The 13,184-nt window shown below is 40.9% G+C and carries 10 protein-coding genes and 1 pseudogene; 7 read left to right on the forward strand and 4 right to left on the reverse strand.

Going from position 1 to position 13,184, the window contains the following annotated elements; genetic code table 11:
• Positions 1–472: 472 nt before the first annotated feature.
• Together RMZ43_RS07145 and RMZ43_RS07150 are read right to left on the reverse strand one after the other, a co-directional pair.
• Positions 473–1,231 carry a peptidylprolyl isomerase gene (locus RMZ43_RS07145; protein WP_322655295.1) on the reverse strand — a complete coding sequence of 253 codons (759 nt, stop codon included), beginning with the start codon at positions 1,229–1,231 and terminating at the stop codon, positions 473–475.
• A gap of 166 nt (positions 1,232–1,397) precedes the next feature.
• Positions 1,398–2,144, reverse strand: coding sequence for a pre-peptidase C-terminal domain-containing protein (locus tag RMZ43_RS07150; RefSeq protein WP_322655296.1), 747 nt, complete (start codon positions 2,142–2,144; stop codon positions 1,398–1,400).
• Positions 2,145–2,649: 505 nt separating this feature from the next.
• On the opposite strand from RMZ43_RS07150, the gene RMZ43_RS07155 reads away from it, so the two are divergent.
• The 4 genes from RMZ43_RS07155 (at position 2,650) to RMZ43_RS07170 (ending at position 8,863) form a co-directional block, all read left to right on the forward strand.
• Positions 2,650–3,846 (forward strand): sigma-70 family RNA polymerase sigma factor, encoded by a 1,197-nt coding sequence (locus RMZ43_RS07155; RefSeq protein WP_322655297.1) that lies wholly within the window; start codon positions 2,650–2,652, stop codon positions 3,844–3,846.
• A gap of 58 nt (positions 3,847–3,904) precedes the next feature.
• Complete coding sequence (locus RMZ43_RS07160) at positions 3,905–5,056, forward strand: DUF1822 family protein (RefSeq protein WP_322655298.1); 1,152 nt, start codon at positions 3,905–3,907, stop codon at positions 5,054–5,056.
• 528 nt (positions 5,057–5,584) lie between these two features.
• The gene (locus tag RMZ43_RS07165) at positions 5,585–7,978 is read left to right on the forward strand and encodes a CHASE2 domain-containing protein (RefSeq protein ID WP_322655299.1); all 2,394 of its coding nucleotides are present in this window, start codon (positions 5,585–5,587) and stop codon (positions 7,976–7,978) included.
• A 60-nt stretch (positions 7,979–8,038) separates the two neighbouring features.
• A complete protein-coding gene (locus RMZ43_RS07170; RefSeq protein ID WP_322648968.1) occupies positions 8,039–8,863 on the forward strand; it encodes a DUF928 domain-containing protein in 825 nt (274 codons plus the stop codon).
• Positions 8,864–8,984: 121 nt separating this feature from the next.
• Here RMZ43_RS07170 and RMZ43_RS07175 read toward each other — a convergent pair whose 3' ends face one another.
• Positions 8,985–9,923: a DUF5996 family protein gene (locus RMZ43_RS07175; RefSeq protein ID WP_322655300.1), complete on the reverse strand. Its 939-nt coding sequence runs from the start codon at positions 9,921–9,923 to the stop codon at positions 8,985–8,987.
• 193 nt (positions 9,924–10,116) lie between these two features.
• Positions 10,117–10,242, reverse strand: a pseudogene (locus RMZ43_RS07180) (DUF6671 family protein); the annotation flags it as partial.
• A gap of 471 nt (positions 10,243–10,713) precedes the next feature.
• Between RMZ43_RS07180 and RMZ43_RS07185 the strand changes: the two are divergent.
• From RMZ43_RS07185 to RMZ43_RS07195, 3 genes are all read left to right on the forward strand, one after another.
• Positions 10,714–10,851 carry a hypothetical protein gene (locus RMZ43_RS07185; protein ID WP_322655301.1) on the forward strand — a complete coding sequence of 46 codons (138 nt, stop codon included), beginning with the start codon at positions 10,714–10,716 and terminating at the stop codon, positions 10,849–10,851.
• Positions 10,852–11,125: 274 nt separating this feature from the next.
• Positions 11,126–11,791, forward strand: a complete 666-nt coding sequence (locus RMZ43_RS07190) for a hypothetical protein (RefSeq protein WP_322655302.1) — start codon at positions 11,126–11,128, stop codon at positions 11,789–11,791.
• Positions 11,792–11,927: 136 nt separating this feature from the next.
• Complete coding sequence (locus RMZ43_RS07195; protein WP_322655303.1) at positions 11,928–12,794, forward strand: aldo/keto reductase; 867 nt, start codon at positions 11,928–11,930, stop codon at positions 12,792–12,794.
• The last annotated feature ends 390 nt before the right edge of the window (positions 12,795–13,184 follow it).

A 13,184-nucleotide genomic window follows, 5' to 3' on the forward strand; every position in this document is an offset into this window, starting at 1 on the left:
TTCAATATTTAAATAATATATTGCCCGAATTCAATAAACGACTACCCGAATTCTATAAACGACTGCCCGAATTCGATAAACGACTGCCCGAATTCAATAAACGACTGCCCGAATTCAATAAACGACTACCCGAATTCGATAAACGACTGCCCGAATTTAATATAGGAATTTAGCAAACTTGCTTTTATTAAACACAAAAGCGATCGCATCTGGAGAAATCGTCTGCACTTGACCATTCAGAGTACCATAATCTGGGTAAGGGACTTCCAGAAAATAAATTATCCAATTTACTCAGATAATATTTTTCTTTCTCTCCCTGCCCCCTGCTCCCTGCCCCCTGCCCTCCTAGTCCACCAATTTGATCTGATTCTTGCTGATAATTCCGAACCAAAATGCTAAACCAAATCTCTATATTTTCCGGGGACTGACAGAAGAAGGGTACTTGAAAACTTTAATTTTGAATTGGTATGATTCACATCCAGGTTTTTTCTTCAGGTGACAGTTGATTTACTTGCTGTTGAAACCAAGCTTCAAAATTTTCTTGTAGTAATCTTTGGCGCATAAAGTTGTCAAACTGTGCAGTTATAAACTTTTCCACACGTAAAATTACCCATGATTCTCCAAAAAGTATGGGTGGTTGAACTATACCCACTTGCCTTGTGCAAAGTAACTGAGCAAAATTGGGAGTAAGAGTACCAAGTTCTACTGGACCGACAATGCCGCCTGTATCAGCTTCTGTCCCTTGAGAATATTCACGCGCTAGTTCAGCAAATGACTGTTCCCCTTCTGTAATTCGGAAAAATAGTTCGTTGGCAGTTTCTCTATTTTCAGTCCGAATTAAAGAATAAATGGCTTTATCAAAATGTTTTTTGTATTTGAGAAAGTAAGATTCTAGTTGATGTCCCCAAGTTATTTGCTTGAACTTTTCAACTCTGAGTTTTCGGGTTGCGAAAAGTTCTAATTGCTCTTGAGTCAGACAATAACGCGAACACCAATCTTGTATTTTTTGCTCACTTGTTAAATCCCAATGCTGATAAAATTGCTCTAGAGCATGAGATGTTTCTGCTTGTGTGCAGGTGATTGGTGCGATCGCAGATTCGATAATGCTCTGAGATAACAATTGCCCAATCAGATTGTAACTAGCCAAAAATGGAATAATTTCTTTAGGTAAAGCTGAGATGTAGCTATGCCCGTCGTAGACATCGCTTATTTGTTGTAAAGCTTTAGTCATATTTCAAGACTATTTTGTTGAAATATTTGATAAGTGCAGCGATCATTATTGGAATAAAGCGGCAAAGTTCAAGTATGATTCTCTGCCGCTTGCACTATTTACGTACACTTGAGAGCATTACCTTACAATGCTTTCAATTACCGCCTATCACTTCTAATCCCTAAACTTAAGCATCGGTGGTGGTAAATTGGTCAAAAGTTAAGGTGTAGGCAGTCTGTATAGTACTATATTGATTGACCTGCAAGAAGTAATTACCAGAAAGATTAGTGTTGGAAATTACTTCCGATGTAATACCACCTTTAGTAGAACGTGCAACTTCCTCACCTGCATCAACAATACGATTGTTGTTATAGTCGGCAATCAGTCGGATGTCAGCATCACTTTGGAGTCCGCTCAGTGTAATGTCGACACCCTCAAAGAATCCCAGAGAGAATTCGTAAGTATCTGTGGTGTTGGTATTACTTATTGTCCCAAAGCGGGTAACATCAGCTGACAAGTCACCAAGTGCAAACTCTCTAGGCAAAAGATTGCTGAAACCACTTGTCGAATTGGGTGTAGTTGCAGACAAGGCTAAATCGTAACTTACATCGCCTGATGAAGTGCTAAAGCGACGGACTTCGGCAAAATAAGTACCTGCGTCTGCTCGACGATTAAGGAAGTCATCTTGGTTGCTTCCCCTACTGGAAAAATCAACTAGTTGGTCGCCTGTATCAAAAAAACCGTTACCGTTATCTTGATAAAGGCGCAAATCGGCATCATCACCAGCACTGATATTTGTCAGAGACAAATTGATGTTTTGGGTAGTGTCAATTCTGAACTCAAAGACATCAGTGGAATCTAAAACATTTAAATTAAAGTCATTGCGGGTAACAGGGGTAGCAGGCAGAACACCGATATTATCGTAGACAGTCATTTTTGACTCCTTTTGTTGTTGATATTAGTTAAGTTCAACTCAGCAGATGTAATTTTTTGTCTGGATTCCAGCAGCAAATTACCTGCAATTAAATTCCAAGATTTGAGAACATGACAACCTAAAGTGAAGACTTTATGACATGAGTCTTTTGGTAATTCATGTTATCTTCATGGTTTTTGCCTCTTTGTTGATTAGGTGATGCAGAGATAATTAGGTAACTTTTAAGAAGTTGCATGTTTGTGGAATAAATTTGCGGATGTAATCATCGAAATTTTGTTCTGTATTTAACGAACTTATTCAATGATTCCGCTAGTCCCCAAAGAAAGCATCTTTTTAAATGAACTTCTCTGCATATCACTCTCTACGATGACTTTTAGTTTTTATGCACTTGGCTCGAAAAAATTTTGAAAAATTTGTAAAATCCTTACGCAGCAATGAATTAGCTTTTGTACCTATGGCTGTATAATTGAAATCGAGCTATGTTTAAAACAGTGGCAAGTATTCCATGCAACCCCGACAGGGTATTGTTGAAATCTTTTCTACCTTTGTGCAATTTGATGTAGACCAGTTTAGTGGTTGGGCAACAGATGCTAAACTGCGACGCAGTATGAAAGTTTGCCTGGAGTCGTCAACTGAGAAATCAGATACCTTTTGGGCACTTTACTGGTATAGAGTTTGGCAGACTCAATCTAGTGCTGTGGCACTTGCACATATTTCTGCTTATCTACAAGAGGTGTGCTATTGGACTGCCAGAAAATTCGCCCTCAATTTTCCCACGCAGTCGTCTGTAGCAGACTGTTTTCAGATGGCGATCGCTCATATTAACAAAATACTCAGAAATTTCAACTCTCAATACAGTTCGCATTTAAAAGCCTATGCAGAATTAACTTTTGAATCGATTATCAAAGATGCACTGCGCTTACATCGGGAAGCAGACATTTGCTCAGACTGGGCATTATTGCATAAACTCAGTCGCAAACGACTAGTGCAGTCATTACAAAATGCCGGATTTAACACTCAAAACATCGAGAGTTATGTTTTAGCCTGGGAATGCTTTAAGGAACTCTACACAGGTGACAATACAAAAATTCGTCAGTTCACCAAACCAGATGTCCGAACTTGGGAGGCTATTAGTAATCTTTATAATGCAGAACGTTTAAGCCGATTGAGTTCACCCACTGCCGCCGCCAATCAGCAAACTATAGAAGCATGGGTATTATCTGCTGCTAAGGCTGCCCGTACTTTCCTCTATCCTAAATTTGTTTCCGCAGACGCTCCCCTCAAAGAAGATGAGGGTAATTTATTAGATATATTACCTGTAGTGCAAACATCTTTACTAACGGAAATTATTGAGCAGGAAGAAGCTGTGAATATGCGCTCGCAGCAAACTCAGTTAAACCAAGTTTTGTCCCAAGCGATCGGTGCACTCGATGCTGAGTCCCAAAAAGTACTACAAGCTTACTACGTTCAACAACTGACTCAACAAGAAATTGCTGCCCAGTTAGAAATTAAGCAATATACTGTTTCTCGCCACCTGAGCAGCATTAAAAAGTCATTGCTCCTGACTCTAACGCAATGGAGTCAAAACACCTTACATATTTCCCCTAAATCCGACGTAGTAGATGCCATAAACACAAGTTTAGAGGAATGGCTCAAAGTCCAATATAGCCATACCCAAATTCAATCAGTAGACAAGAAATAATTTTGTCTCTCCCCTCTCCCTAACATGGTCTTTATATGGAGCCATTCTAGAATTATTTATGTTGACCCCACCTGCCCCATTCACTATTGACTCGCAGCATTTATACTTGGAAATTACCCAATTTCCAGAGACGCAAGAACAACCATACTCAACAGCTGGTGCTTGTCAACGTGGATGGATAAATCAAAAATGCTTGCAAGCATTTTTGCCTTGGTTCCAAGAGGAAATTGCTCCCACCGCCAGGGTTTATCCTAACAATGCGGCATTGCCGAGTTTTTGGGAAGTAGTCAATGGCACAGCTATTACTTTCGAGCGCGATCGCCTGGTATTAATTCCCACCCTGGCGATGGATGACGATGAGTTACGCGTACCTCAAGAATGGGTAGATATACCAGAGTGGATTGCCGACTATTACATAGCAGTACAAGTCAATCCCGATGATGGCTGGATGAAGATTTTTGGCTACACAACCCATCAAATTCTGAAAACAAAAGGGGTTTATGATGCTGGCGATCGCACTTACAGCTTGGAAAAAGAAGATTTAATTCCAGATATTAATGTGCTGTGGGTTACACGCCAACTTAATCAGCTAGAAACCTTACGTGCTGAGATTGCACCAATAGATTCTATTAGCAAAACCCAGGCAGAAAACCTTTTAGAAAGATTGGGCGATCGCGATGTGAAATTCCCACGTTTAGCAGTTCCATTTTCACTCTGGGGTGCGCTTTTGGCACATAGCGGTTGGCGAAAAAAGTTGTATGAACTGCGTCAGGGTTTACTTATACAGCGATCGATTCCGCAATGGTTACAGACAGGAGTAGCCAATTTAGCTCAACAGTGGGGATGGGAAAAAAGAGAATTCGTTGTGGTACCTGTGGGAATGCGAAGTGCAGAACCAGTTCTAGGCTTGTCTCGGCAAATAATAATTGCAGAGCAAACATACGAGTTACGCATTTTCCCAAAAAGCGCTTTTGAGGATTATGTTTGGCGTTTTGAATTGCGAAGTACAACTCTTGATGGTCAAATTCCGGCTGGGTTTAAGCTTCGACTGCTAACGGAAGACTTACAAGCTTTTGAAAATAATCAAGATACAGCAATAACTCCTGTAGATATGTTGTATTTGGAAGTAATTTTGGAACTAGGAGAAGGATTAGCTTGGGAAATAGAACCCACACCTGAAGACTATGACCGAGAGATTTTGCGGTTTTAAGTTTTACCTTCAAAAATCTTCACGTTCAGCCTCTATTATTTACTCTTAAACTGAATTTCACTACACACAACAACCTATTTAGCAACCAAGATATATATAGCAGGGTGTAAGGGCACGGCAGTGCCCATAGGTGTTAATTTAACGTGAAACCCTTGTCAAGACGTGATATTGAGTTCATTTACTTATGGTTACTCACAGCGTCACCTCACCTTGGTGTCTAAAACCAAAACCGCCCCTCCCCGATGCCTTGGGGCTACGGTGTACACACAAGTCGAATTACCCCCCTCAATCCCCCCTTGTAAAGGGGGGAAGCCGGAAATCGAGTTCCCTCTTAAAGGGGCTGGTGAATTGTCGCTCACTAACTAACCTTGCAAAGGGGAGAAACCGGAAATCGAGTTCCCTCCCCTTTACAAGGGGAGGGTTAGGGTGGGGTAAAACGTATGTGTTACAAGGGTTTGATCTTAAGTTGACACCAATAAGCACTGCCATGCCCCTACGGGTGTACTCAACATCTAGGAAGAACTAGCTGTGGACAAGTTAATCATCTTAAAGTTAGGGGAGGGAAACTTTGAACAAGGGTTTACCGTGACTTTACAGATTGGCGATGAAAATGTCCGCCCGACTGTGGAAATCACAGGTGAGCTTCCCCCCAACCCGGAAATTCTCCGCGATTATCACCGTTGGCAATCTATTTATCGTAATTTAAAGTTGCCATCTCGTCCGATTGGTTTACATAAAGAACCTAACCCAGCCTCCAGCCTAGAACACTGCCAGCAAGTGAGTGAGGAATTTAAAGTCAGTTTCAATACTTGGCTTGCTTCCGATTCCTTTCGTTCCATCCGCGAGAAATTGTTAGAAAAACTCATGCTTGCGGATAATATTCGGATGCTTTTACAAACTAAAGACTTGCGATTACAGAAATTTCCCTGGCATCTTTGGGATTTGCTAGAACGCTATCCCCGAGCGGAAATCGCCTTGAGCGCTCCTACCTACGAACAAGTCAACCTTAACCGCATAGCAACTACATCCGACAAAGTAAAAATCTTAGCAATTTTGGGTAACAGTAAAGGTATTGATATCAAAGCAGACCAGGCACTACTTAATTTATTACCCAATACAGATATCACTTTTTTAGTTGAACCACAATGCCTTGATCTTACCGATCAGCTATGGGAGCAGAATTGGCAGATTCTATTTTTCGCCGGACATAGTTCTACTCAGGAAACGAATCAAACAGGAAAAATCTATATTAATCAAACTGAAAGTTTAACAATTAGCCAGTTAAGGTATGCCTTGAAAAAGGCAGTAGAACGAGGTCTAAAACTAGCGATTTTCAATTCTTGTGATGGCTTGGGGTTGGCATGGGAGTTTGCAGATTTACATATTCCCCAAATTATCGTGATGCGAGAGCCTGTACCCGATCGCGTAGCGCAACAGTTTTTAAAGTATTTTTTAGAAGCCTTTGCGCGGGGAGACTCATTATATTTAGCCGTCAGGGAAGCACGAGAAAGGTTACAGGGACTAGAAAACCAATTTCCCTGTGCTACATGGTTGCCTATCATCTTTCAAAATCCGGCTGAGATGCCGTTGAATTGGGGGGAATTGTTTAGAAATACACCCAATCTTCCTGCATCTTTGTCTCAAACCACGCCTGTTAGAAGAACCACAAATCGGCTTGGCTTCTCATTAATCTTACTGACGAGCATGGTAGTAACTGGAATATTAATCGGGGTAAGGTATTTGGGTGTGCTGCAAACATTAGAGTTAAGTGCATTTGACCAACTAGTACGCTTGCGCCCTCCTGAAAAACCAGACTCACGCCTACTGATTGTCACTGTGACTGAAGAAGATGTCCAGGCGCAAAAACCGGAAAAACCTCAAGGTTCGTTGTCAGACAAATCACTTGCCAAACTCTTAGAAAAATTAGAGGCATATCAACCACAAGTTATTGGTTTGGATATATACCGAGATTATCCAGTGGATAAGGATTATCCAGCATTGGCAGCAAGAATGCGAAAAAGCGATCGCTTTGTGGGAGTATGTCAGATCAGTGATTCTCAAGCCGGAAAACCAGGTGTAAAACCACCCCCAGAACTTTCTTCACAGAATCTTGGTTTTAGCGATATTGCCGTAGATTCAGATAATGTCGTGCGTCGCCATTTGTTAGCGTTAACTCCCCCGCCCTCATCTCCTTGTACTGCGCCCTATGCCTTGAGTGTTCAACTTGCGCTGCGTTACCTGTATACGAAAGGAATTCGGTTGCAATTTAGCCCTGATGGCACTTGGCAATTAGGGAAGGTGACATTTAAACCAATAGAAGCTCATACCGGGGGTTATCAAGGGGTTGACGCTTTTGGACACCAAATCTTATTAAATTATCGTTCTTCTGGTTCACCAGAAGCGATACCTTCGGCAGGTTTCTCTACGAGAGGCTACGCCAACGCACCAAGTATGACCTTACAACAAGTGCTAAAGGATAAGCTAAATGCTAATGCAGTCAAAGACAAAATAGTAATTATTGGCACAACAGCAGACACTTTTGGTGATTACTGGTTAACTCCCTACATCACCCCTCAAGGAAAATTACAGGCAATACCAGGAGTATTTTTACAAGCCCAGATGGTCAGTCAATTGCTCAAGGCTGCTTTAGACGGACAACCTCTGTTGTGGACTTGGCCACTTTGGGGTGAGGTAATTTGGGTTTGGGGTTGGTCTTTTTTAGGCGGTTTGTTTACTGCCTATCTGCACCGATTCATTTACTTAAGCTTGGCAGGAGGGATAGCTATTATCAGCTTATACGCTAGCTGTTTTATATTTTTAATTGTATATAGTTGTTGGGTTCCACTAATTCCTGCTATGTTGGCTTTAGTAGTTAATAGTTTAATAGCTATAACTTACTTAAACATAAAATTTAAAAATTAATAATAACGCCAATTTAAAGCATGAAAATCGCCGTTTGGCAGGCAGAAGTCAGGAGTTTTTATGAAAAGTTATTGGCAAAAAGTACAATTCATCGCGGCACTGGGAATGACTTGCTTAGGAATTATCGGCTATTCTTCAATGATTTGGATGACACCAGTTGCGGCGGCTACTCCTAAGAAATTTTCGCCTCCTCCGCCTCCTCCAGACAGGGGTGCGGCAGGCGATCGCGGAGGGGCTGCAAGTCGTGGTTGTGGTGTTGGGAATCAGTCTGTGATTGCACTTGTACCTGTATATAAAAAGACATTAAATCAAGGGCAAACAGAAACTGTTGCTGTTACTAAAGTTTGGGGCTTGACGAATGAGGAATATCCAAAGTTTTGGTTTTTTGTCCCTTATCAAAAATCTCTAATTGATTCGATTGAGTTTGTTGTCAAAGATGAGTCAAGTAAACAAAGTCAAACTCTTTACCGAACAGTAGTAACAATACCAGAAGTACCAGGAATTATTAGCATTCCTTTAAGCGCAAATACTCCCCCATTGCAAGTAAACAAGATGTATCACTGGTTTTTCAAGATAAAAGTCATTTGCAATCCCCAACAACCTCCAGAACGAGAGTATGTGGAAGGATGGGTGCAACGGGTCAATCCAAATCCTCAATTAGTAGATAACTTGAAGCAAGTAACTCCTCAGCAACGGGTAAATCTTTATGCCGAGAATGGTATTTGGTACGATGCCTTGACTACTTTGGCTGAATTACGTCTTAGCAAACCTGAAGATCCAACTCTAGCGGTGGAGTGGATGAATTTGCTTAAATCTGTGGATTTAGAGAATTTAGCTAAACAACCCCTTATAAAATGTTGTCAATCTAATGCAAAGCAGTTATAAAAATTGCATTTTTTCTACGAGAAACATGGCGTTGTGCTTAATATTATCACCTAACCCTTCATTCTTCTCATCACCAAACTGGAGTACCAGTTATGGTGAAAATTATAAAGATTGTTTTAAATTAGCTTTTTAGCGCTGGAGCGTAGTCTAATGCAGCACGATCCCATTGTGCTAAATTGGCTGCTGCTTCGTATGTAGTTTGTAAAAACGTAAGTACCATTGCATCTGGGTCGTTAGCTTGGCGCACTGCTTCATAGGGCAGAATAAATTCTCTCATGTCTGAGCTATAACTCGCGTCTTGTGGCTGAATGGGGTAATCTTTAAATCCTTCAGGTTCTGGGTAAGCATAGGCATAGAATAAAGCTTCTTGTCCGCCACCTCCAAACCAAAAACCACAACTACTGACTTCATGCGAGTAAGCTTCTCGCGTCACCCAATCAGCCATATTCGGTACACCGCCCGGATGTTGTGGAGCGCGTCGCCCAGAAAACCGAGTCACTGCTAAGTCAAAACTGCCCCAGAAAAAATGTACTGGGCTACATTTTCCAGCATAATCAGAGCGAAATCGGCTCAAGATGCGCTCGGTTTGAACTAAAATTTGCCAAAACCGTTGAGCATATTCCCTGTCATAGGCGGTATGTTTCTCATCTTGTTCAAAGGGAATGGGAGCAGCAACTTCCTGGGGCATTGTCCAAATCCGCACGTCGATGGAGATTTCTTTTAAAGCATTGATTACAGCTTGATAGAAGTTAGCAACAGATTGGGGAGCCAATTCGATGATTTTTGTTGTGCCATCGCTTGTTTCAATTAGAAGTTGATGAAGCAGAAAATTAAAGGTAATTTGAAAATTGCGGTTGCCATAGGGAATTGTTGAGGTTGTGAGTCCACGGGGTGTGACATACAAAGTTGAGTGCCACCAATGATTGATTTTAGGAGTTAATGCTAACCGAATTTTGCCAACAATCTGAGTCCATAGATGCAGTGTTTCATAAGTATCTTGCCATGCAGCAACAGGTAACGGTAGCCAGTTATCAGCAGGTGAACGGTGCAGAGGAGTCATGAACTGTACCTCCATGTAAAAAATTAGCGTGAAATTACGATAAACCAATAAAGGTTTATTACATTGCGCCTCAATAATATGACTATACCAATTTGAGTTAACTTAATTTTCGCCTCTTGAAGATTGAGGACATAAATGCGTCTGCAATATGATGGGCTGGGCAAAGTACATTATCCACTGACAGTACACCATCAAATAATCTTCCTCTAATTTCTAGATTATTGATTTTATCTAAAAAAATAACTATTTCTCTATTACAGTAAATATAAGGAACTAATGGATGGGGAAAACTACCTTCGCTGGCGATCGCTATGGATGCAGTTGTAAATCTGGCTTCTACCGTGCAATATAAAACTGCCCTAGACGAAAGCTAGAGCAGTTTTTGATAGAAGTAAAATATATGGGAGACAAGTAACGTTGTTCCCAGTTTATCCATAATAGATACCGTTATATAATACTATTCACCTCAAGTTTCGTGTTTTACGCAAAAATCGAATAATCTTGGAGTTAGCATTACAAAGTTATAGAAATCAGCATCAGCCAACGTATCAAAGACGACATCCGCGACTTTGAGCCTCTTCCTTGGCGGGTTACAGAATATGGTTGCTAGTGATGTCATGTCCGCCTAATTAGTTATAATTCCCGCATCTATGCAAAAACTAGGAAAACTTCTTTCCCCCTGCTCCCCTGCGGTTTTAATAATAAGTCTTTCACCGAACACGATATGATGGGGGCTGAGAAAGCAAATCTGGAGATGGTGGAAGTAGCGTAGGCGCAGCCTGTCGTAGACATGCTCTTAAAGCAAAGCGTAGCCAATCGATTTCCCAAGGCTGCCGAAAGTCCTGCTGATGTAGGCTATTGGAGTGATGGGGTGGAGTGTTGGTGGGAAATCCGGCGCGAAGGCGCAGAAATTATAGGATTGCATTGATGACTTTCATAACTAATTGTAATGAACGAATTAGTCGATCTACTAGCCGACCCCAAACTACAAGCATAAAACAATACAGTTCAGTTAAGGCTATGCAGTGCTTTTGATTTTAGCTAGCGATCGCAGTCGTTCATCATCGTCTACAGTATGTATGCATTTTTATACAAGGTAGCAGCGATTCTGAGTTTAAATGTTGTAGCTGCATTGCTTTTGAGTATCATATTCATAAATAATAAATTCAGTAAGTTTTTTTAGTAAAGAGGGTCTTAGAAAAATGGCAACAATTAGAAAATTTCTTGTGAGTTTAGGAACCTCAACACTTTTTTTCATTTTGACTAACAGCAAATTTGCTTATGGAGAAACAATTACATTTAACGATGTTGTTAATCCTAATCCTGGGAGAAATGCCAGCTTTAAAACTTTAAAAGTTGACAAATTTATATTTGATGCTCAAGGTACTTTTGATTTTGTAGACCTAGTTTTTGAGCCAAAAAACTGTGATTGTGTTCCTGGAGATTCACCTTACTTAGCAGCAGGAGGAAGTGGTAGAACTATTTCTATAAGAAATGCTGATAATGCTTTGTTTTCAATACCTAGCATTGATGCATCAAAAATAGTAGGTTTCGGTAGTAATAATGATATTACATCTCCACAAATAGTCATTAGAGGATTAAAAAACGATAACTCACAAGTATCTACGTTTTTTAATTTGGAAAACAAATTTCAAACATTTTTACTGCCGGAAACATTTAATAATTTGCAATCTGTGACTTTTTCAGGAATAATAAGAAAAAATTTCGATGATAATCTTGCTATTGACAACATTGTTCTGTCAGTAGCTTCAATACCGGAGCCAACTTCTACAGCAAGTTTATTAGCTATAGGCACTCTAGGGGCACTTTTAACCCTAAAACGTGGACTAAAGCAAAAAATCAAGTAATTAAAATGAAGTAGGAGGTGTTACCTACCCGCCCACTTTTTATTTATATAGCCACCTATTATATATCCCTTTCTTTGAGCGGATGAGTGTGGCGCTAGTGAAGTGGAAGAATTTTGAAATTAAAAGTTTATCACTGATGATATCCTCACTAACATTTTACTGGTGTAATACACTGAAAGAAAGAAGTCGGATAGTTGACCGTGGAATTATCAACGCTACAAGGACAACCAGCAAGCATTCTTGGTTTGGCAGGGCAATCGATAACGCTGCAACTGTTTTGTTGGCATTTGAGGGGGGAATCAATTACCTTTTCTTTTACAATTTAGAATCTGAAAACTTTTTGAGTGGCTTAAAATCTCTCTTGCTAACAAACCGTGAGCGAGTCTTGGTAGCAACGGGGAGTGAAAATCGAAATATACAATCTTTACGCAATTATTTGGACTCTGTGCGCCATCGCCTAGATGTCGAGCAGGTAGATGTATTTTTTATTGAATATGTTTCGCCTGCTGACGACATGACCCAGGTTCAGGTGTTGCTTGATGAACTTTATTCGTGGAAAGATAAAGGACTTGTGCGCTACGTGGGAGTTACCACACACAACCGAGCCATAGCTTTAGAAATGATAGAACGTCATCAGTGTGATGTGTTGATGCACCGCTACAATATGGCACATCGTCAGGCTGAAGAAGATGTTTTACCTGCTGCTCAAAAAGCTGGTATTCCTGTGGTGGCATTCACTTGTACGCGCTGGGGAACGTTGCTCAAAGGTGATCACAACTGGCACGGAAAGTTACCTACCGCAGTAGATTGTTATCGCTATGCGCTAAATCATCCAGGGGTGCGTCTGGCGCTCACCGCTCCCAAAACTAGGCAGCAATTGGAAGAAAATCTTGCTGTTCTGTACGCGCCCCAAATTGAAGCCCAAGAAATAGCCAAATGGCAGGAATACGGTAACTTGATTTATGGAACTGGGAAAGATGCGTTTGATACTCAGTGGGTTTGAGAGGTGGAATGGTTGAGGGGAGCGATCGCATAACACGAAACCATATTGGTATTGGACTGCGATGCAGACCTTTTTCAAGCTTTCGCTTTGAGCGTCTCGTAGAGAGGAAATCTGGCTCAGTAGCTGTTGGGCATACCTCGCAGCACCGCACTTTGACATGATCCATCTGTGAGATAGCTACGTAATAGATGCTTGAATATAGAGGTCAAATAAAAAACTGAGTGAAGTTAATTGTGCGATCGCTTCATAGTCGGCTCAGACTCCAGCACCAGCATGGCAAGGCTAAAGTAGGGCGCTATATTGCACGAAACCCACCATTCCTAGACATACTGATATAGCAGTCCTAAATCCAGGGCTATGTCATTCTCATTTAGTCCGCCTCAGAATGAA

The organism is Nostoc sp. CmiVER01, assembly GCF_034531135.2.
Taxonomy (GTDB): Bacteria; Cyanobacteriota; Cyanobacteriia; order Cyanobacteriales; family Nostocaceae; genus Nostoc.